The 18870-nt window shown below is 69.2% G+C and carries 22 protein-coding genes; 7 read left to right on the top strand and 15 right to left on the bottom strand.

Translation table 11 applies throughout. The annotated features are described in order from the left end of the window. Positions 1–2 precede the first annotated feature (2 nt). Positions 3–506 (bottom strand): FHA domain-containing protein FhaB/FipA, encoded by a 504-nt coding sequence (locus JOF45_RS11655; protein WP_210050281.1) that lies wholly within the window; start codon positions 504–506, stop codon positions 3–5. A 5-nt stretch (positions 507–511) separates the two neighbouring features. After that, complete coding sequence (locus tag JOF45_RS11650) at positions 512–1342, bottom strand: FHA domain-containing protein (RefSeq protein ID WP_210050278.1); 831 nt, start codon at positions 1340–1342, stop codon at positions 512–514. 371 nt (positions 1343–1713) lie between these two features. Between JOF45_RS11650 and JOF45_RS11645 the strand changes: the two genes are divergently transcribed. The 3 genes from JOF45_RS11645 (at position 1714) to JOF45_RS11635 (ending at position 4426) form a co-directional block, all read left to right on the top strand. Next, positions 1714–2259 carry a YceI family protein gene (locus JOF45_RS11645; protein WP_210050268.1) on the top strand — a complete coding sequence of 182 codons (546 nt, stop codon included), beginning with the start codon at positions 1714–1716 and terminating at the stop codon, positions 2257–2259. 243 nt (positions 2260–2502) lie between these two features. Then, positions 2503–3267, top strand: coding sequence for a TSUP family transporter (locus tag JOF45_RS11640; RefSeq protein WP_342591483.1), 765 nt, complete (start codon positions 2503–2505; stop codon positions 3265–3267). Between the two features lie 304 nt (positions 3268–3571). Next, positions 3572–4426 carry a hypothetical protein gene (locus JOF45_RS11635; protein ID WP_210050265.1) on the top strand — a complete coding sequence of 285 codons (855 nt, stop codon included), beginning with the start codon at positions 3572–3574 and terminating at the stop codon, positions 4424–4426. Here JOF45_RS11635 and JOF45_RS11630 read toward each other — a convergent pair. From JOF45_RS11630 to JOF45_RS11595, 8 genes are read right to left on the bottom strand one after another with little or no spacing between them, the layout of a single operon-like run. Beyond that, positions 4411–4941 (bottom strand): Na+/H+ antiporter subunit E, encoded by a 531-nt coding sequence (locus JOF45_RS11630; protein ID WP_210050262.1) that lies wholly within the window; start codon positions 4939–4941, stop codon positions 4411–4413. The two genes, JOF45_RS11635 and JOF45_RS11630, sit on opposite strands and share 16 nt — an antisense overlap. Positions 4942–4980: 39 nt before the next feature. After that, positions 4981–6864: a proton-conducting transporter transmembrane domain-containing protein gene (locus tag JOF45_RS11625; protein ID WP_210050247.1), complete on the bottom strand. Its 1884-nt coding sequence runs from the start codon at positions 6862–6864 to the stop codon at positions 4981–4983. Next, positions 6861–8441: a complex I subunit 5 family protein gene (locus tag JOF45_RS11620; RefSeq protein ID WP_245324225.1), complete on the bottom strand. Its 1581-nt coding sequence runs from the start codon at positions 8439–8441 to the stop codon at positions 6861–6863. Before JOF45_RS11620 ends, JOF45_RS11625 begins: the two co-directional genes overlap by 4 nt. Further along, entirely contained in the window at positions 8435–10087 is a 1653-nt protein-coding gene (locus tag JOF45_RS11615; RefSeq protein ID WP_210050238.1) for a complex I subunit 5 family protein, read from the bottom strand. The genes JOF45_RS11620 and JOF45_RS11615 overlap by 7 nt, the downstream gene beginning before the upstream one ends. Then, positions 10084–10470 carry an NADH-quinone oxidoreductase subunit K gene (locus tag JOF45_RS11610; protein ID WP_210050235.1) on the bottom strand — a complete coding sequence of 129 codons (387 nt, stop codon included), beginning with the start codon at positions 10468–10470 and terminating at the stop codon, positions 10084–10086. Before JOF45_RS11610 ends, JOF45_RS11615 begins: the two co-directional genes overlap by 4 nt. Next, on the bottom strand, positions 10470–11555 hold the full coding sequence (locus tag JOF45_RS11605; protein ID WP_210050232.1) for an MnhB domain-containing protein: 1086 nt from the start codon (positions 11553–11555) through the stop codon (positions 10470–10472). The genes JOF45_RS11610 and JOF45_RS11605 overlap by 1 nt, the downstream gene beginning before the upstream one ends. After that, complete coding sequence (locus JOF45_RS11600) at positions 11552–11893, bottom strand: cation:proton antiporter (protein ID WP_245324224.1); 342 nt, start codon at positions 11891–11893, stop codon at positions 11552–11554. Before JOF45_RS11600 ends, JOF45_RS11605 begins: the two co-directional genes overlap by 4 nt. Beyond that, positions 11890–12246, bottom strand: a complete 357-nt coding sequence (locus JOF45_RS11595; protein WP_210050229.1) for a hypothetical protein — start codon at positions 12244–12246, stop codon at positions 11890–11892. Before JOF45_RS11595 ends, JOF45_RS11600 begins: the two co-directional genes overlap by 4 nt. Positions 12247–12330: 84 nt before the next feature. Between JOF45_RS11595 and JOF45_RS11590 the strand changes: the two genes are divergently transcribed. The 3 genes from JOF45_RS11590 (at position 12331) to JOF45_RS11580 (ending at position 15802) form a co-directional block, all read left to right on the top strand. Next, positions 12331–13041 carry a dienelactone hydrolase family protein gene (locus JOF45_RS11590; RefSeq protein WP_210050226.1) on the top strand — a complete coding sequence of 237 codons (711 nt, stop codon included), beginning with the start codon at positions 12331–12333 and terminating at the stop codon, positions 13039–13041. Between the two features lie 202 nt (positions 13042–13243). Then, positions 13244–14107, top strand: coding sequence for a LysR family transcriptional regulator substrate-binding protein (locus JOF45_RS11585; protein WP_210050217.1), 864 nt, complete (start codon positions 13244–13246; stop codon positions 14105–14107). 48 nt (positions 14108–14155) lie between these two features. Beyond that, positions 14156–15802, top strand: a complete 1647-nt coding sequence (locus tag JOF45_RS11580) for an amidase family protein (RefSeq protein WP_210050214.1) — start codon at positions 14156–14158, stop codon at positions 15800–15802. Positions 15803–15848: 46 nt separating this feature from the next. On the opposite strand, the gene JOF45_RS13675 is transcribed toward JOF45_RS11580, so the two are convergent. The 3 genes from JOF45_RS13675 to JOF45_RS11570 form a co-directional block, all read right to left on the bottom strand. Then, positions 15849–16337, bottom strand: coding sequence for a zinc-binding dehydrogenase (locus JOF45_RS13675; RefSeq protein ID WP_342591482.1), 489 nt, complete (start codon positions 16335–16337; stop codon positions 15849–15851). Beyond that, positions 16301–16795, bottom strand: a complete 495-nt coding sequence (locus tag JOF45_RS13670; RefSeq protein ID WP_342591481.1) for an alcohol dehydrogenase catalytic domain-containing protein — start codon at positions 16793–16795, stop codon at positions 16301–16303. The genes JOF45_RS13675 and JOF45_RS13670 overlap by 37 nt, the downstream gene beginning before the upstream one ends. Before the next feature lie 246 nt (positions 16796–17041). Further along, complete coding sequence (locus JOF45_RS11570; RefSeq protein ID WP_210050211.1) at positions 17042–17590, bottom strand: RDD family protein; 549 nt, start codon at positions 17588–17590, stop codon at positions 17042–17044. Positions 17591–17707: 117 nt separating this feature from the next. On the opposite strand from JOF45_RS11570, the gene JOF45_RS11565 reads away from it, so the two are divergent. Further along, the gene (locus JOF45_RS11565) at positions 17708–18256 is read left to right on the top strand and encodes a type 1 glutamine amidotransferase domain-containing protein (RefSeq protein ID WP_210050202.1); all 549 of its coding nucleotides are present in this window, start codon (positions 17708–17710) and stop codon (positions 18254–18256) included. A 122-nt stretch (positions 18257–18378) separates the two neighbouring features. Here the strand turns inward: JOF45_RS11565 and JOF45_RS11560 are convergent, their stop codons facing one another. Continuing rightward, entirely contained in the window at positions 18379–18516 is a 138-nt protein-coding gene (locus tag JOF45_RS11560; RefSeq protein WP_210051494.1) for a hypothetical protein, read from the bottom strand. Further along, on the bottom strand, positions 18513–18770 hold the full coding sequence (locus JOF45_RS11555; RefSeq protein WP_245324223.1) for a hypothetical protein: 258 nt from the start codon (positions 18768–18770) through the stop codon (positions 18513–18515). The genes JOF45_RS11560 and JOF45_RS11555 overlap by 4 nt, the downstream gene beginning before the upstream one ends. Positions 18771–18870 lie beyond the last annotated feature (100 nt).

The raw sequence follows: 18870 nt of genomic DNA, 5'->3' as shown, positions 1-18870 counted from the left end.
AGCTAGGTCCTCAGCTCCAGAGCGGTCTTGCCGATACGGATCTTCTCGCCCGGCTCCACAGTGGAGGCGCGGGTCAGCTGCTCCTCACCCAGCCAGGTGCCGTTGGTGGAGCCGAGGTCCTCGATGAACCAGCGGGAGCCCTGCGGGAACAGGCGTGCGTGCTTGCCGGAGGCGTAGTCGTCCTCCAGGACCAGCGTGCACTCCTGAGCACGGCCGAGCATGATGGGGGCCGAGCCCAGCTCCAGCTCTGTGCCGGCCAGCGGTCCCTCGCTGATGACCAGCCGACGGGCCCGGGGGCGAGGCATCTGGCTGGCCTGGTTCTGCCCGTCCTGATGACCACCGTTGCGGGCGCCGTTGGGCTTGGGCGAGCCGGAGGCCCCGGCACGGGTGCGGGACTTCTTGGAGACCATCAGATCGCGGCTCTGCGCCCCGATGATGGAGAGGATCAGGATCCACAGCAGCAGAAGCAGCCCGAACTGCAGGACGGTGACGGCAAGCTCACTCATGGGGTTCAGCGATCCCCGCCCTCGAGGATCAGGCGCAGCCTCGCGCCGCCCAGCGAGATGACTGAGCCGTGCTGCAGCTGCGCCTCGTCATGGGTGCCGGAGAGCTGCTCGCCGTCCACTGAGGTGCCGTTGGTGGAGCCGAGGTCGCGGGCGATGTAGCGGTTGCCGCTGCGCACCACCTCCACATGCTTCCGGGAGATGCCGGTGTCCGGAAGCGTGATGTCGGCCGAGGCCGAGCGGCCGATGACGGTGCTGCCCTCGGCCAGGGTGTGACGGGTGCCGTCCACCTCCAGAACCCCGACGCCGGCCGCTGCGGCCGGCCGCGGCGGTGCAGACGCGGGCTGCGGCGGTGCCGCGGCAGGGCGCGAGGGCGCTGCTGCGGGACGCGACGGCGCTGAGGCCGTCGCGGAGGGTCCGGCGGCGGGGGAGGAGGCCGGGCGCGCCGCGGCGGAGTGGCCGGCGTCGGCGTCGCGGTCCGACTGGGACTCCACGCTGAGCTGGCCGCGCTTGAGCTCGGTGTTCTTCACGAACGTCGCCTTGACCGGGCCCAGCAGGGTGTAGCCCTGGGATTCGGAGTGGCGGATGATCTCGTCGCAGAGCTCCTCGGCGAGGGTGACGCCGTAGCTCTTGGCCTGGGCGAAGTCGTCCTCGGAGAGACGGATCTTATAGAGGTTGGGCGCGACGATGCGCCCCTCCGACATGGTGGAGGACTCGCGGTCCATATGTCGGCGTACTGCAGTGGCGATTTCCACGGGGCCGAGGCTCCCTCCGCGTCCGGCGAAGGCGCCGCGGACGGCTTTTTCGATCCCGCGCTCCAGATTGTCGAGCAGGCCCACCGGCACCTCCTTCAAAGTTCACACTGCTGACCGGCGCATCCCCGTCGGGGATATCCCTGACAGGGATATCTCGGTCAGGAATGCAGGTGCAGTTCGGGCAGTCTCCCAGAGAGTCTAACTCTCTTGGGCCTGCGACACTTCGAGCATCGGCCGGCCTGCCTGGAGGAAGACCCCCGGAACCCACCTGTGAGGGCGGCGGTGCGGGGTGGCGCGCGGCCCCGGGGACAGTGGCGAGTGCCACATCGGAGGCTAGCCTGGGACGCGGCTGAGTTAATTCTTCGGAAACTACTTCAGTTTTGAAATAAATGCGTGCACACTGGGTGTTGTACACCGCGTCACGCACTCAAGCGACACGAACACTACGAAGGAGAATGGCTCCCATGGCAACTCTGACCCCCGGCACCTGGAACCTGGACGCCGCCCACTCTGAGATCGGCCTGACTGTGCGTCACGCCGGCATCTCCAAGGTCCGCGCCGTCTTCCAGGAGGCTGAGTCCACCCTGAAGGTCGCCGAGGACGGCACCGCTGACGTCGAGGCCAAGATCAAGGCCGCCTCCTTCGATTCGAAGAACGCCGACCGCGACGCCCACGTCCGCGGTGAGGACTTCCTCGATTCCGAGAGCCACCCCGAGCTGACCTTCGTGGCCACCGGATTCAAGCCCGCCGGCGAGGAGTTTGAGCTCACCGGCGAGCTGACCATCCGCGGCGTGACCAAGGAGGTCACCTTCGAGACCGAGTTCGGCGGCCAGGCCGTGGATCCCTTCGGTCTGACCCGCGCCGGCTTCTCCGCCTCCACCGCCATCTCCCGCAAGGAGTTCGGTCTGACCTGGAACGCAGCGCTGGAGGCCGGCGGCGTCCTGGTGGGCGACAAGGTCTCCATCGACCTTGAGGTCGCCTACGTTCTCGACCAGGGCTGATCCCTCCCCGCCCCCTGCAGGACAGAGGCCCCGCGTCAGCGTCATGAGCTCGGTGCGGGGCCTCTGCGTGTCTGGGTGAGCTGCGCTGGCCCACCCTCGTTCTACGGACACCCTCGTTCTACCAAGCACTTCTCGGAGAACCCCTGCGGATCTGCAGGGGGAATGTGAATCTGCGTTGATCAAGCGAGGGTGGGCAGGTGAGGTGCGGCGTCGGGATGGTGAGCCGCTGTACCGTGGATTCCTGTGGAGTCCCTCGGAACAATGGTGATCATCGGCGTCGCGGTCCTGGTGGGCACCGTTCTGCAGCGTGTCTCCGGCAGCGGGGTCGGCCTGGTGGTCGCCCCCGTCCTGTCCCTGGTGATCGGTCCGGCGTTCGGCGTGCTGGTGACCAATATGACCACCACCGTCTCCGGCTTCCTGATCATGCTGGCCGTGTGGTCGCGCATCGAATGGCGACGCTACTGGCTGGTGGGGCCGCTGGCCGTGGTCGGCGCGATCCCTGGAGCATGGCTGGTCTCTCAGCTCTCGGCCGCATGGCTGTCCATCATCCTGGGCTCCATCGTGGTGTTCGCTCTGCTGCTGACCGTCTCACTGCCGCGGCTGCCGCACTGGGAGGGCCGCGTGCCCGGGTGGGTGGCCGGGGTGATCGGCGGCTTCTTCAACACCACCTCCGGAGTGGCCGCTCCCGTCATGGTGATCTACTCCCGGGTCTCGAACTGGAACCAGCAGAGCTTCGCCGCCACGATGCAGCCGATCTTCATGACGATGGGTGCGGCGTCCGTGGTGACCAAGCTGGCGCTGGACTCTGTGGGGGAGCTCGACGGTGCCGGGCCGAACCTCGCCGGGCTCTTCGCCGGAATCGTGGCCGTGGTCCTGCTGGGGATCGTGCTGGGCGGACTGGCTGCCCGGGTGGTCTCCGCCGGGGCCGCGCGCACACTGGCGATGACGCTGGCCGGCCTCGGCGGAGCCGGCGCCATCATCCGCGGAATCCTCGACCTCACTCTCTGAACGGTCCCGACGTCGGGTTTGCCGCCTCTGACCTGGACTTTCAGTCGGGCGGACTCTGCTGTCACGGAGTCATGTCAGACCCCCTCCCTAGGCTGTCAGCACGCCGCCGCCGCAGCGGCGGAGAGTTGGGTGCAGGACGTGACAGAAGAGGTGCAGCGTGAACGGCGGAGCAGGACATCACGGACAGTCGGGTCAGGACAGGCAGCCAGGTCAAGGCCGGGAGACAGGCCGCGACCAGCAGGCAGGTCAGCGTCGGGAGACCGACCGGGGCAGAACAGGGACTGCGGAGCCCGCAGTGGTCTTCATGGATCAGTGGCGAGGCGCTGATGGGCCGGGGGACTCGGTGCCGGGGGACTCGGGCGACCGACCGGGCCGGGTGTCCCCGCGCCGGGCCACGATCGAGATGCAGCACGCGGAATCGTTGGATTGGGAGTACGAGGTCATCCACGACGGCGACCAGATCTGGCCCCTGCGCCCGGACGGACTGCCCTCATGGTTCCCTTCAGAGGCCCCGATCCTGCGGAACTCTGCGGTGTTGGTGCAGTTCCCCGACGGGACGCTGCATCTGCGTGCGATGAGCAACGCCGGCACTCGGGCCGTGCAGCTGTTGGCCCAGTGGGGCTACAGCCTGGTGGTGGACTCCTATGCCGATGTCACAGCGGACACCGGTGTGCCCATCACCCGATACCGGGAGATCCGCTGTGCTGAGTACGTCAGCCCGGAGGAGGTCGCCGTGCTGGGCCGCAGACTGCGGCTCGGGGGAGTGGTGGTCCATTCCTATCTGGGAAGCTTCGATCAGGAAGGACTGCGCTTCCGCCGCACCGGCGGGCTGAGCGCCTTCCCAGAGCTCAGGGTGCTGCACCGGACAGCCTTCGACGCCGGCTGCGGCCGTCACTACTTCGGACACCCTCGGCAGCTGCGTGCCTTCGCGCGGCTGTTGGGGGACACAGACTGCTGGCATGCCGCCTCCGACGGACAGAGTGATCCGGGCGCCCTGGCGGTGACCTGCCCTGAGATCGCGCAGGAGGCCGAGGCTACCTACCAGGAGGAGCTCGGGGGCCTGGTGGTGGCTGACTCCTACACCTTCGGCCAGGGCCCGGACGCCGCGGATGAGCACCCCGGCGCCGCGGAGGGGAGGGCCGCTCAGCGGGCGGCCTGAGCCACTCGGTGCTGCAGGCGGGACCACTGTCGCGCCGGGTCCAGGGCGGCGGAGAGAGTATGCAGCTCAACGGTGTCGCCGCGGTGCGCCTCGCGGGTCGGCTCCCCGTGCGGGTCCTCGCCCGGAATGCTGCGTTGGATCATGGAGCCGGGCAGCAGGTTCATCAGTACCATGGCCAGCTGCCTGGCATGCCCTTCGGGCAGGTGGACGGGGGCGGGGATCACAGTGGGATCGATGTCCGGCCGGCGTCGCAGGGCGCGCCGTGCCACATCCACCCCGCCCACCACAGACTGGCCGAGGAACCAGAGGCTGAGCACCAGGCTGAACCACAGGCGGCGCGGCCACCGGGAGGGGCGAGGCGAACCCTGGGGAGGGAGCAGGGCCAGGCTCAGCGCCACGGAACAGGAGACGGAGACCGCGCCGTAGAGCACATATTGGGGGTCAGCCCCGGAGAAGGCAGCCCAGAGCAGCCCCAGCAGCAGGCCTCGCAGGATCACAGCAAGGATCCACTTCACTGCAACCACCTCATCGCTTGTCGTCTCATCTCAGTCGCCTCAGCTCCACCACCAGAGCAGCACAGTCGCGGCCAGCACCAGCAGCAGCACCATCCCAGAGGTCTCCCAGGCGGCGAGCTTGGTCTCAGCACCTGCCATCCAGGATCTGGCCCGACCCCCGGCGCGCAACAGGGCTGAGGAGACGCGCCCCGCCGCGTCCTCGAGGCCGCGGTGAGCCGATTCCACGCTACGGGCAGTTCCGGAGGCGGCACGCATCGCCAGAGACTCTTCCGCCACGATCAGATCCCCCGGAGCCACCAGCGTGCCGTCGGCTCGGGAGACCCGCTCCGGCAGGAACCCGCGTCTCCTCAGCGCCCACACCGCAGCGCCGATGACCAGCCCGGCCAGGATCGGCCAGGTCGCATCCCACAGGACTGCCGGCTCCCAGCTGGGCGCCTCGGCGGGCAGCTCCTCCTCCGGCATCCAGTGCGTCCCGATCAGCCAGGGGACGGTGATGCCTGCCGCGCAGACCGCCAGCCAGGCGAACAGCTCACCGTCGGCCCGGCGCTGCGGAGCCCGGTCGGCATGCCAGATCACCCAGCCGAAGCGCAGCAGCAGCAGTGTGGAGCCCGCCGCCACCCAGGGCAGGATGCTTTCCAGCCCGACGCCGAGCACGGTGACGCCCTCCACGGCCTCCTTGGACGTGTATTTGCCGAAGGCCCCTGAGGTGAACGGAGCTCCGGCCACTGCCGCGCCGGCGCCCAGCATGCCCAGCAGCACCAGCAGACCCGTCGGCCCGTGTCCGTAGTGTTTGACCACCGGGACCCCCAGGAACAGCGCTCCCTTGGCCAGTCCATGATGGACCGCATAGGCCACAGCCGCCCCGGAGGTCAGCGGCGCCAGCTCCGTCTCCAACAGCCCCACACCCACCAGAACGGCGATGAATCCCATCTGCGAGATCGTCGAATACGCGAGCACCACTTTTGGGTCCTGCTGCAGCACACCGACCAGCACCGCCAGGAAGGCGCCGGCCAAGGCCGCGGCCACCAGCGCCCAGGCGGCGATCTCCACGGCCGCCCGGGATGCGGCGTCGCCGTCCTCGCCCAGGGGCAGGAACCGCAGCCAGCCGACCAGACCCACTTTGACCATCACACCGGAGAGCACCGCGGAAGCGGCCGGCGGCGCGGCGGGGTGTGCCAGGGGAAGCCAGACGTGCAGCGGCACTGTCCCGACCTTCACCCCGAAGCCCAGCAGAAGGAGCCCCAGGATGAGCCCGGTGTGTGGGGAGTCCATCACCGCACCGGGCACATGCTCCAGCAGCAGGGCCTCCTGAGTGTCCGGGGCGGCGTCGTCCTGGAACTCCGGGTCCACCGACTCGGAAGATCCCACCAGTGCCGAACCGAGCAGCACCACCGCCGCCAGGATCAGCGTCTCAGAGAGCACCGAGAGGACCAGGTAGATCCGCGAGGCCCTCCGGGCGGCCTCATCCCGGTGATGGATGATCAGCCCCACCGCGGAGAAGCTCATCACCGCAAAGGCCAGATAGAAGGTCACCAGATCGGCGGCCAGATAGGTGCCGATGGTGCCGCAGAAGCAGATCAGCAGCCAGGCCGGCAGCGCCGCGGAGCCGCGCTCGGCGTCCCGCAGCTTCAGCCAGGTGATCGAGGACAGAGCCGCCCCATAGAGAAGCACCGCGATCAGCAGCAGGCCCCGCCCGACAGCGTCCACCGCCACAGTGGAGCCCAGCATCAGCCACGGCACCTCCAGCTCAGACTCGCCCGTCAGGGCCGACAGACCGGCCGGCAGCACGGCCAGAGGCGCGAACAGACCGGCGCGGCGCCGCACCCGGTGCGCGACACCGGGCGGGAGCACCCCCGCGCCAGCGATCAGCGCCACGAAGCCCACCGGAAGCAGAAAGGACAGAACGAACAGGACTGCGCTCATCGGAACACCGCCTCGGCGATGGCTTCAGCGACCTGCAGCGGCGCGAAGGAGAGTGAGGCGCCCAGCCCCACGGCCAGCGTCGCGGCGGCAGTGATCACTGCCGGCACCAGCAGTGCCCCCGGCTCCTTCACGGTCTGGGGCGTCTCCGCGGAGGACGACTCCTCACCCTCCGGTCGAATCTCAGGCGCGCCCTCCGGCCCGCCCTCCGGCTCGGAGAACCACAGAGTCCAGATCACCGGCAGGAAGTAGGCGGCGTTGAGCACCGAGGACCCCAGCAGCACGGCCAGAACCCACCCCTGCCCCGCTTCCAGGGCGCCCAGGCCCAACTGCCACTTGGTGATGAAGCCCGCAGTGGGCGGCAGCCCGATCATCCCCAGGGCGCCGACGGTGAAGGCCGCCGAGGTCCAGGGCATGGACCGGCCGGCTCCGCGCAGCTCGCCGATCGTGTGGACTTTGAGCACCTCGGCGAAGAGCCCGGCGCAGAAGAACAGGGTGATCTTCATGATCCCCTGATGGACCAGGTGCACCACTCCGCCGGCTGTGGCCAGGACGCTGACCATCGAGACCCCGAGCACCACGTAGCTGACCTGGGAGACCGTGGAGAAGGCCAGCCGCTTCTTCAGATCCGTCTGGCGCAGCGCCTGGTAGGAGCCGTAGAGCACCGTCACGCAGGCCACCGCCAGCAGGGGCCCCAGCACGCCGAGCTCCTCGGCCACTTCGATGCCGAAGACGTCATCGATCACCCGCACGATCCCGAAGACACCGGCCTTGACCACTGCCACCGCATGCAGCAGCGCTGAGACCGGTGCTGGAGCCACCATCGCCGCAGGCAGCCAGCTGTGCAGCGGGACCAGCGCCGCCTTGACCCCCATGCCGCCCACCAGCAGCGCGAAGATCGCCACGGCGACCCCGGGGGAGTCGGCGGCCAATTCGGCCACACCCTGGGCCCCGCCCTCCTCGGCGAAGTCCACCGGCCCGGCGTACATGGTCAGCCAGATGACTCCGATCAGCACGGCCACCCCGCCGCTGAGCGCGTAGCCCAGGTACTTGCGCGCCGCCCGCAGAGATGCGGCATCGCCCCAGTGAGCCACCAGGGGGTAGGTCACCAGCGTGAGGATCTCGTAGAAGACCAGGAAGGTGATCAGGTTCCCGGAGAAGGAGATGCCCACCGTGGCGGTCACACACAGGCTGAAGAACCCGAAGAACCGGCTGCGGTCCGACCCGCGCTCCAGATAGCCGATGGCATAGATGGTGGTCAGCAGCCACAGCAGCGCGGAGAGCCCGGCGAAGAACAGCGCCAGCGGATCCACCCGCAGCACCAGATCGATGCTCTCCCCCTCACCCAGCGGCAGGAAGGGCACGGAGAACTCCGGCCGAGTGCCTTCGGCGACCACCGCGGGGACCAGCAGCACCACCAGCAGCACCTTCGCGACGGCGGCGGTCAGGTTCACCCAGGAGCGCAGGCGCACCCGGTCCTCACCCAGGGGGAAGATCGTGACGGCCGCCGCCAGGGAGAGCACCACCATCACCAGCGGGATCCAGGCGAGCACAGTCGCGGGGAGCAGGTTGGTCACCATGGGGCGCCCACCCCGATCAGGGCGTCCAGGCCCACGCCCAGGAACCCGGTGAGCACGGTCAGCAGGCCCAGGAGGAAGGGCGGCACCTCAGCGAGCCGGTGCCGTCGCGGGGATTCAGCCGCAGCGGCGGCCTCGTGAGGTTGCGGGCCGGCGTCGTGCTCCACCTGAGGATCCTCCGCATCCTGCAGCAGCAGCGGGGCGATGGCCCGCAGCAGATAGCCGGCGCTGAGCAGAGTGCCCAGCACCAGCACGGCGACGATCCACCAGTGTTCGGCGGCCACTGCCGAGGTGGCCAGATGCCACTTGCCGGTGAAGCCCAGGGAGACCGGCAGACCGATCAGTCCCACCGCGCACAGGCCCATCGCCATGATCAGCAGCGGGTGCTTCCGTCCCGCTCCGCGCAGGCTGTCGATCTCATCGGTGCCCCACAGCTCCTTCAGCAGACCGGCCGCCAGGAACAGTCCGGCCTTGGCCACTCCGTGTCCCAGCGCGAGGGCCACAGATCCGCTCAAGGCCCCGGAGAGCACGGAGTCCTCGGCCAGCGTGGTCCCGGGCTGGCCCTCCAGAGCGTCGGCCTCCGGGTCCAGCAGCAGCGGCAGGAACAGGAACCAGTAGCCCACCTGGGCCACTGTGGAATAGGCGACCAGCGGTTTGAGGCGGTCCTGGCGCAGCGCCATCACTGAGCCCAGGATCACTGCCAGCGCGCCCATCCCGCCCAGCATCCAGGCCAGCGCGGTCACGGCCGGGCTCGGGTCGACGCCCCACGGCATCACCCACAGCCACAGGCGCAGGATCACGAAGAGCGCCGCCTTGATCACCAGCGCAGAGAGCAGCGGCGACACCGCCCCCGGAGCTCCGGCATGGGCGGGGATCAGCCAGCGGTGCATCGGCATCAGCGCGACCTTCAGCCCCAGGCCCACACTCATCAGACACAGTGCGAAGACCGCCGCAGCATGGGACTCCGGGGTCTCAGCCAGCTGTTGGGCGGCCTGCTCCATATCCAGGGTCCCGGTGGCTGCGAGGATCAGCCCGACGCCGACCAGGAACAGCAGCGAGCCCAACACCGCCACGAAGAGATAGCGCAGCGCCGGCATCCAGGAGTCGCGGCCGCCCAGGGCCACCAGCGCCACAGCGGTCAGGCCCACCAGCTCCAGGCCGACGTAGGTGTTGAAGAGATCCCCGGAGACGAAGACGGCGTTCAGCCCGGACCAGCAGCCCAGCCACAGCGGCCAGAACCCGGGATGGGAGGACTGCCAGACGGCAGGGGAGTCTGCCCGGCCCGCATCGGCCTGTTCGGCGTGGGCCTTTCCGGCGGAGCTGACCAGGCGCTGGCCGGTGCTCGCCGGCATGATCGCCGCATGCAGGGAGACCACAGTCCCCACCGCGGCCGCCAAGCAGAGGAACAGCACGGAGAGGCCGTCGGCACGCAGCCGGATCCCCAGCGGGGCCTCGTAGCCGCCCAGGGGAAGCACCGTGACGGAGCCGGCGACCGCCTGGGCCAGCACCGGCGCGCAGAGCCCACAGATCAGCAGGGCGGTCAGGAGTCCGACGACGCCCCGGGCTCGGCCGCCCAGCAGCACAGCCGCTGCAGAGGCCAGCAGGGGCAGCAGCACGAGCCCGCCCAGTGAGAATTCGGCAGCGCTCATCCGTCCGGGCCCCCGTCCGATCTGCTGTCGGCCACGCCGCTGTCCGCCGTACTGCTGTCGGCCGCGCCGCTGTCAGTTGGTCGTTCGGCGTCGCGCATTCCCTCGATCCGCCGGATCAGAACGGCTCCCAGGCCCGTGAACGCCACGGTGATCACCAACCCGGTGATGACCAGTGCCGAGAGCACCGGATCCGGGGCTGGGTCCTCCGAGCGGGCACCCAGAGAGAGCAGGACCAGTAGGGATCCGACTCCCACCACGTTCATCGCCACCAGCCGAGCCATCAGATCCCGGCTGAGCAGCAGGCGCACCGTTGCGGCCACGGCCATGAGGCTGCCCAGCAGCAGGTACCAGAGCGCTGCGTCCTCGCCGGTCAGGGACTCCATCACTGCACCCCCTCCGGGTTCTCAAGGGTCAGGTACATCAGGAAGAGCCCGACGGCGATCCCCGCCGTCAGGAGGATCTCGACAGTCAGCACGGCAGCGGTGGCCCACTGCGGATCCCAGCTCAGCCAGGCTTCGGAGAGGAGCGGGTCGGCCAGCAGCGGCCCCACCAGGCCCGCCAGGATGAACACCACGACGCCGCCGATCAGCACCGGACGGATCCACGGCTCGGTGCGCTCCCGGGAAGGCAGGGCATCGACGATGCGCAGCAGGATCAGCAGGGCGCAGAGCACGGCCCCGGATTGGAACGCTCCGCCGGAGTCGGAGCTGCCGGCGAAGAGCAGCCACAGTCCGGCCAGCAGCAGCACCGGGGCGCAGAGCCTCACCAGCCACCGCAGGGGCGAGGTCACCTCAGGCTGAGGCAGGCTCAGCTGGTGGAGGCCGGCGTCGCGCCCCAACGTCATGACCGCCACCGCGGCCAGCATCAGCACGGCGGACTCCAGCAGCGTGTCATAGGCGCGGAAGGCCAGCAGCACTCCGGTGATCTCGTGGGTGACTCCGGTGCCCTCCATCTGTTCCTGAAGGGGTCCGGACCAGGCTGGCAGCGCCGGCAGCACCTGGAGCCAGGCGAGGCACAGCCCGACGCTGATCGCCGCCCCTGCGGCACAGCCCAGCAGGATGCGGGCCGGTGCTGTGACGCGGGCCCGTGCTGTGATGCGGGCCAGGCGTGAGCGCGAGGAGCCCGAACCTGCGGAACCGCCGTCGTGCTGCGCGGCGTCGGCGGAGGGCGCGTGCGCTGAGGGTGCCTCAGCTGAGTCAGGGGCGGGGGAGTCAGGGCTTCGGATGGCCAGCCACACCAGCAGTGCGCCCAGGATGCCGCCGCCCAGACCGGCCTCGGCCAGGCCGACGTCCACACTGCCCAGCCGCAGCCAGACCAGGGAGGTCAGCGCGCCCAGTCCCAGGAACCCGGCGGCCAGCGCCAGACGAGACCGCGGGATCAGGGCGCATCCCGCTGCGACCATCAGGGCCAGCCCCAGAGCGATGTCGGGCACGGCCTGGGAGAGGTCTTCGGGCAGCAGGCCGCTCATGACTGCCCGCTCTCGGCCGCGGTGGGGGCGTCGAGATCATCGGTGTGCTCCTCCGACTGGTGCACCTCCACCTCAGCCAGAACGCGAGCCGAGACCGACGCTGCGCCCAGAGCCAGCAGCCAGGCGAGCAGCAGCACGACGGCGGCAGTCCAGGAGCCCAGCAGAAGCCCGGAGCCGGCCATGATCAGGCCCAGACCCAGGTTGTCGGCCTTGGTCAGGGCGTGCAGACGGTTGCGCAGGCCCGGGAAGCGGACCAGCGCGAGCGTGCCGGCGGCGAAGAACAGCGCTCCGGCGATGACCAGCAGCAGGCCCAGCGTCTCCAGCAGCATTGCGATCATGGGCCCTCACCTGCCCGGTGCTCTCTGGCCTGGGGCTGTTCTGCTGCCCGGGGCGCGGAGGTGTCTGCGGGCTGAGCGGGGAGGCGCCGGCGTCGGGCTCCTGCACGCACTGCCGCGGTCACGGCGGCCGTGCCGGTCAGGACCAGGGCGACGTCCACGTAGCGCTCGCCGTCCTCAGCGAGCACCCCGAGGATCCCGGCCAGGGCGGCGCCGCTGGTGCCGGCCAGCAGGATCACCAGCAGCCAGTGCCGGGCCAGACCGCGGCGGGCGAAGACGATGAGCGCCACGACCAGGTTCAGCAGCAGGAGGATGACCACCACTGACAGCACCGCGGTGATGATGTGCGACGGCACAGTGACACCCCCTGACTCTTCGCGTTCTGCACTCCTAGATCTGGTCTATTTCTATCAGGAGAGTTCGCTACTAGAGTCGGTGCCATGGCTGAGAAGACTCCGCATCAGAACATCACCTTCCCGCTTCCGAACTCCGATGTGACCGAGACCGGCCACGGCTACCTGGCGCTGCCGGCGTCGGGATCCGGCCCCGGAGTCATCGTGATCCAGGAGTGGTGGGGTCTGACCGACCACATCAAGGACGTCGCCGACCGGTTGGCTGATCAGGGCTTCGTGGCTCTGGCCCCGGACCTCTACGGCGGATGGATCACCCACGACGGTGACGAGGCCGGGGAGATGATGTCCAAGCTGCCGGCCGAAGAGGGGGCCCGCCAGCTGGCTGGCGCCACCGACTTCCTGCTCGAGCACGAGAAGGTCACCTCCTCCACAGTGGGTGCCATCGGCTTCTGCATGGGAGGCGGCTTCGTGCTCGCTCTGGCTGCTCAGCAGGGCGAGAAGGTCTCGGCCGCCGTGCCCTTCTACGGCGTGGGCCAGGCCGTCCCGGAGGTCTACACCGGAGTCCAGGCCGCAGTGCAGGGCCACTACGCCAATCAGGACCAGATGTACCCGCCGGAGAAGGCTCATCAGCAAGAGCAGCAGATTCGCGAGGAGTCCGGCGCGCAGGTGGAGTTCTTCTACTACGACGCCGGCCACGCCTTCCACAACGATGAGAACCTCATGGGCACCTATGACTCCGAGCGTGCCGAGCTGGCGTGGAACCGTGCCGTCACCTTCCTCAAGGAGAAGGTGGCCTGAGGCCCCTGGGCGGACTGGGCTCGGCTCCGATGTGCTGAATTCTTGGGAACCAGGCCTCTGAGGAGAGCAGTTCCCGAGAATTCGACACATCCGCGGGCCCTCCGCGAAACCGCCCACGAGGTCTTCTACGAGGGCCCGGGTGACGACGTCGAGGATGAGGATGACGACTGATCCTCGGCTCTGCTCCTCATAGACTGAGGGGATGGAGGATCAGGACCAGCAGGACGGCGGCGAGAACCCGCAGCACGCCGCGCAGAGCCCGCAGCACGCTGCGCAGAGCGCGCTGACGCTGGGCGCGATCCCCGGCGCCACGCCGGACAAATGGGTCTCCCGGTGGCGGGAGCGCTATCCGGACTTTCGTCTCAGCGTGGACTACTACGACGACGCCGGACAGCTGGCCCGGCTGCAGCACGGCACCGCCGACGTCGGCTACGTCCGGCTGCGTGAGGGCGAGCCCGATCTGGACAAGGACCAGTTCTCCCGGGTGCTGCTCTACCGCGAGGAACCGGTGGTCTGCGCGGCCCAGGATCACTGGATCGCCGCCGCCGAGGAGTCGGTGACCTGGGAGGAGATCGCCGAGGAGCCCTTCCTGGAACCGGCGGCGATGACCCCCGGCCAGGAGCCTGACCCGCACGAGCCGCTCGCCGGAGGTGAGCTCGCCCGTGCCGAGCGCATCGCCCTGGAAGTCGTCGCCTCCGGAGCGGGCCTGCTGATCCTGCCGAATTCCGTGGCCCGGATGCTCTCGCGCAAGGACATCGTCATCCGCCGGGTCGAGGACATCCCCGGTTACGAGGTGGGCCTGGGTTGGCTCAAGGAGAAGGACAGCGACCTCATCCAGGAGTTCATCGGGGTGGCCCGCGGCCGCAAGCCCGGCAGCGGACGCAGCGCCATCACCCCCGCGGCCACGGGCGCCCCCAAGGGTTCCGGCAAGGGCTCGGCCAAGAACACAGGCGCCAAGAGCGGCACCACAAGCAGAACGTCCCAGCAGAAGCCCCGCGGGAAGTCGTCCGGTCCCGCGCGTTCCGGCCGCCGCCCCTCCTCCCCGAAAGCACGGAGGCGGCGCTGAGCCGATGGTCAGCAACAGGTCAGGAAGCCTCGGTAAAATCCGTCGTCGATGTCTGCTCACCCGTACGCGCGCCTGACCCCCTCCCGTCTCGCCGGCGCCACGGCGGCAGCTGCCCTGGCCGCCCTGGCCCTGACCTCCTGCGCCGGAGACTCGGATTCCGGGACCACTGAGCACCAGCAGACCTACGCCCAGCACCCGGTGGACGAAGAGGTGGAGCTGGATCTGGCCGGCGTCGGGCTCACCGAGGTGGCGCAGGCTCTGCAGGACGGCGAGGTCAGCTCCGAGGAGCTGGTCGAGGCCTATACGGAGCGGATCGAGGCTCTGGATCAGAGCGGGCCGGCGCTGAACGCTGTGCGCATGCTCAACCCCGACGCCGTCGAGGAGGCAGAGGCTCTCGACGCCGAGCGCGAGGACGGCGAGCTGCGCGGTCCTCTGCACGGAGTTCCGGTGCTGATCAAGGACAACATCGACGTCGGCGGCCTTCCCACCACGGCCGGTTCCGCGGCCCTGGCCGACTCCGTCCCCGAGGAGGACGCGGCCCTGGTGGAGGCCCTGCGGGAGGCCGGGGCGATCGTGCTGGGCAAGACCAATCTCAGCGAATTCGCCTACTTCATGAGCTCGGATGCTCCTGCGGGGTACAGCTCGCTGGGCGGGCAGACGCTCAACCCCTATGACGTGACCGAATCCCCCAGCGGCTCCAGCTCCGGCTCCGGAGTGGCCGCCGCCGTGGGCCTGGCCGCCGCCGCGGTGGGGACGGAGACCTCCGGCTCCATCCTGCTGCCGGCAGAGTCGAACTCCGTGGTGGGGCATAAGCCCACGGTGGGCCTGGTCAGCCAGGAGGGCATGCTGCCGGTCTCCTCCACCCAGGACACTGCCGGCCCCATGACCCGCACGGTGGAGGACGCGGCCCTGTTGGCCTCCGCCATGACTGATCCGGACGCTGAGCTGGATCCGGAGGAGCTGACCGAGGCCGTGGACGGTGCCTCCCTGGAGGGCGTCCGGTTGGGCTACCTGCCTTCCCAGCATGAGCCTGATGAGGACGGGCAGAACGGCGACCCGGCCGGCGTTGCGGTCTATGAGGATGCTCTGCAGGTGCTCGAGGACCACGGTGCTGAGCTGGTGGAGATCGACCCGCTGGGCTCCACGGAGGCTGATGACATCCTGCTGGCGGAGTTCGGCCGAGACCTCGATGAGTACCTCGCGCAGCTGCCCGGCGACGCGCCGATGGGCTCGCTGGAGGAGATCATCGCCTACAACGAGGAGAACTCCGAGGCTGCTCTGAAGTTCGGCCAGGGGCTGCTGGAGGAGGCTGCCGGGATCGACCTGGACGACCCGGCGGAGAACGCCGCTTATGAGGCCGACCGGGACCAGGGCCTGGAGCAGAGTCGGTCCTCCATCGACGGCACGCTGGAGGAGGAGAACCTGGACGCCATCGTCTCGGACGGCTCCACTGTGGGACTTGGGGCGCGGGCCGCCTATCCCACGGTCAGTGTGCCCAGCGGCTACCTGGATCCCGGGACGCAGCCGGCCGCTCTGATGTTCCTGGGCACCGAATGGTCCGACGCCGACCTGCTGGGCTACGCCCACGCCTTCGAGCAGGCCGTCGACGTCTGGCAGCCCCCGGCCGAGGCCAACCCGAGCCTGTTCCGCTGCACGATGGATGCGGTGGACAGCCTGCCGGGCGACTGTCCCTGAAGCTGAACTGAGGGCCTGATTGGCTGGCCGGCCGTCGGCACCACGTCTAGGGTGTGATGATGGCGCGACCGCGCAGTTCGCCGTCGTGCAGGCGGCGGTACGCCTCCGGGGCGTCATCGAGGCTGAAGCGCTCAGTCTCCACAGTCAGCTGGCCGGTGCGGGCGAGGTCAATGACCTCCATCAGTTCCGGGCGTGCGCCCCAGTACGGTGCGCGCACGCGGGAACCGTAGGGCTGACCCAGCAGGCCGACCGGTCGGGACACGGCGCCGGCTCCGACCAGCACTATGTCGGTGCGGGGGCCGCTGAGCGCGTCGACGGTCTTCATCACCGCGTCGTTGGTCACGAAGTCGAACACTGCGGCCACCGGTTCAGAACTCACTTCCCGGCGCACCGCATCAGCGGCCTCTTCATCGGAATGGAAGGCGTAGTGCGCCCCCACCTCGCGGGCGAACTCCAGTTTGCTCTCGGTGACATCCAGCGCCACCACAGTGGCTGAGGTCAGTCGACGCAGCAGCTGCACCGCGATGTGTCCCAACCGCCCACGCCGATCACCACGGCGACGCTTCCTGGGACCAGCAGCCTCGTGTCAGAGACGATCATGTATTCCGCCATCGCGCCGTCGGTGCCCAGTCCCGGGGGCACGATGCCCAGCTGTGCAGCATGAGGGCAGTAGTTCTCGAAGCCCTGCGCGCAGGAGTGGCACCGCCCGCAGCCCCGCGGGCCATACACCGCCACAGCCGCACCGGTATCGATGCCGGTGGTGCCGTCGCCCAGGGCGTCGACGATGCCGACTCCTTCGTGTCCCAAAGTCATCGGCAGCGGGTAGCCGTAGGCGGCGTACTGCTCCTCTGAGAGTCCCATGACAAAGCTGTCCGAGTGGCATGCCCCGGCAGCGGTGACTTTCAGCCGCACTTCCCCGGGTCCAGGTTCTGGAAGCGGGACCTCGTGGATCTCGGGGGCCTGGCCGACGGTGACGTACTGAAGTGCCTTCATGGGTACTCCTCCTCAGGTGCGGTTGAGGTCGGTGGGTCGGGCCCTGACAGAGGGCCCTATGCAGGAGCTGTGCACTGAACTCCATGCTCTCTCACGCGGTGCCACCAGCTCTGTTCGGATGTCGACAGCTCCCGCCACGGCGAAGTTCTACCTGGTTCGCGACATCTCAGCCGGCGTACCCGGGGTGAGATGTCGTCTGAGGGGTAGAACTTTCCGCTGGGGCTGGCCCAGAGCTCACCCACACGCTCAGCGGATCCGGCGTGACTCCCGGGAGTTGACCACCACGGTCGACGCCGCCCGGTCATGCCAGCCCTGCCGCTGCGGCTGCTGGACGAGGTTGACCACCAGCGCGGCCACCACCGGCAGGCCCAGCAGGTGCCAGGGGTCGGGCAGCGCCCACAGCGGCAGACCGAAGAGCACCAGCAGCACCGAGCGCAGCACGGCCGGGTTCATCCGGGGCACCTGGCCGGTGTCCAGGCGCAGCACCTTCAGCCCCACGATCATCTTGCCGACGGTCGCTCCCCGCCAGCGCAGCATCAGCGGGTCATAGAGCAGCACCGGCAGCAGGAGCAGCCAGATGGGCAGATTCAGCGACGCCGACTCCGGATCCTGGGCGCTGACCTGCGCGGCGATCACCACCGGCATCAGCAGGGCGAAGAGCAGCACGCCGTCCAGCAGGCGCGCGAAGACGCGCTCGCCGGCGCCGGCCAGCAGCTGGTGGCCGGCATCGGGCAGTGTGATGGCAGGGCGGCTGGGCGGACCCTGAGGGTCGGATTCTGCGGAGGGCTTCGGCATCGTGGTGCTCCTTCTTCTCTTCTCCCTGCTTACCATGCGCTGATCCTGGAAGAAGATGCGCAGCTGATGTGTTGGCCACAGGTGGAAGGTCACACTTCGATCCAGAAGGAGCACATCATGGCTGATCAGACCATCGCAGGAAAGACCATCGCACTCTTGGTGACCGACGGCGTGGAGCAGCCTGAGCTGACCGAGCCGCTGGCCGCCATCCAGGACGCCGGCGGCGCCGCGAAGGTGGTCTCGCCCAACGAGTCCTCGCTGCAGGCGATGACCGGAGATTGGGACCACGCCGACCACTTCGACGTCGACCACCAGCTGGGCAGCGTGAGCTCCGAGGACTTCGATGCTCTGGTGCTCCCCGGCGGCACTATCAATGCCGACACACTGCGCGTGGATGAGAAGGCCCGCGAGTTCGTGAAGGGCTTCGTGGACGCCGGCAAGCCCATCGCCGCGATCTGCCACGGCCCCTGGATCCTCACCGAAGTCGGCGGCGTCGAGGGCCAGCGGGTCACCAGCTACCCGTCCCTGAAGACCGACCTGGTCAACGCAGGCGCCGAGTGGGTGGACGAGTCCGCCGTGGTCAGCAACGGCCTGATCACCTCTCGCACCCCGGATGACCTGGAGGACTTCAACCGCTCCTTCCTCCAGGTGGTCGCCCAGGCCTGATCAGCGGGGACAGCCGCCGATACCCTCAGATGACACGTGTGCCCGCTCCGGATGCTCTCCGGAGCGGGCACACGTCTGCGTGCGGCCTTCCCGCCGGTTCGGCTCAGCTTGGATGGATCGGCTCAGCCTGCCAGACCCTGAGCGGGCGGAGTCCGGGCGAAGCTGCGCGCCGGCAGCCAGGCCGCCAGCAGCGCAGCGCCTGCGGCCGCACACCAGATCAGAGCCAGCCTGCCCCACGGCACCGCGACGCCGATGCTCACCTCGTCGGACGCTTCAGGACCAGAGCGAAGTCCGGCAGGGTCAGGGTCAGGCCCATGCCGAACATGATGATCATCAGCGCGTAGGTCACCCCGGCGTTCAGCGGGGCGAAGGTCCCCGGCATGAGCAGGGCCAGCAGGGCGCCGCCGATGATCAGCAGAGGGAAGACGGTGACGGCGAGCTTGGCGCTGCGCGGGCTCTGATCCGCAGGCGCGGCCGTGGGCGCCGATCCAGGTGCAGGTGACGAGTCGGACACGGTTCACATCGTCGGACCCGGAGGCGGCGCCGTCAACGGCCGGCCCTCCGCATCCCATAGATTGGACCCCTGGCGGGTTGGCGTCCCGGGAGTAGGCTGG

Source organism: Nesterenkonia lacusekhoensis (assembly GCF_017876395.1).
Taxonomy (GTDB): Bacteria; Actinomycetota; Actinomycetes; order Actinomycetales; family Micrococcaceae; genus Nesterenkonia; species Nesterenkonia lacusekhoensis.
Note: the sequence above shows the minus strand (reverse complement) of the source record. Positions and strands in the feature narration are given on the sequence as shown.

What these genes read in the sequence shown, in the direction of transcription:
- JOF45_RS11655 (WP_210050281.1), bottom strand. Translation starts at nt 506, where the DNA reads ATGAGTGAGCTTGCCGTCACCGTCCTGCAGTTCGGGCTGCTTCTGCTG.
- JOF45_RS11645 (WP_210050268.1), top strand. Translation starts at nt 1,714, where the DNA reads ATGGCTCCCATGGCAACTCTGACCCCCGGCACCTGGAACCTGGACGCC.
- JOF45_RS11635 (WP_210050265.1), top strand. Translation starts at nt 3,572, where the DNA reads ATGGATCAGTGGCGAGGCGCTGATGGGCCGGGGGACTCGGTGCCGGGG.
- JOF45_RS11625 (WP_210050247.1), bottom strand. Translation starts at nt 6,864, where the DNA reads ATGAGCGCAGTCCTGTTCGTTCTGTCCTTTCTGCTTCCGGTGGGCTTC.
- JOF45_RS11620 (WP_245324225.1), bottom strand. Translation starts at nt 8,441, where the DNA reads ATGGTGACCAACCTGCTCCCCGCGACTGTGCTCGCCTGGATCCCGCTG.
- JOF45_RS11615 (WP_210050238.1), bottom strand. Translation starts at nt 10,087, where the DNA reads ATGAGCGCTGCCGAATTCTCACTGGGCGGGCTCGTGCTGCTGCCCCTG.
- JOF45_RS11610 (WP_210050235.1), bottom strand. Translation starts at nt 10,470, where the DNA reads ATGGAGTCCCTGACCGGCGAGGACGCAGCGCTCTGGTACCTGCTGCTG.
- JOF45_RS11605 (WP_210050232.1), bottom strand. Translation starts at nt 11,555, where the DNA reads ATGAGCGGCCTGCTGCCCGAAGACCTCTCCCAGGCCGTGCCCGACATC.
- JOF45_RS11600 (WP_245324224.1), bottom strand. Translation starts at nt 11,893, where the DNA reads ATGATCGCAATGCTGCTGGAGACGCTGGGCCTGCTGCTGGTCATCGCC.
- JOF45_RS11590 (WP_210050226.1), top strand. Translation starts at nt 12,331, where the DNA reads ATGGCTGAGAAGACTCCGCATCAGAACATCACCTTCCCGCTTCCGAAC.
- JOF45_RS11585 (WP_210050217.1), top strand. Translation starts at nt 13,244, where the DNA reads ATGGAGGATCAGGACCAGCAGGACGGCGGCGAGAACCCGCAGCACGCC.
- JOF45_RS11580 (WP_210050214.1), top strand. Translation starts at nt 14,156, where the DNA reads ATGTCTGCTCACCCGTACGCGCGCCTGACCCCCTCCCGTCTCGCCGGC.
- JOF45_RS13670 (WP_342591481.1), bottom strand. Translation starts at nt 16,795, where the DNA reads ATGAAGGCACTTCAGTACGTCACCGTCGGCCAGGCCCCCGAGATCCAC.
- JOF45_RS11570 (WP_210050211.1), bottom strand. Translation starts at nt 17,590, where the DNA reads ATGCCGAAGCCCTCCGCAGAATCCGACCCTCAGGGTCCGCCCAGCCGC.
- JOF45_RS11565 (WP_210050202.1), top strand. Translation starts at nt 17,708, where the DNA reads ATGGCTGATCAGACCATCGCAGGAAAGACCATCGCACTCTTGGTGACC.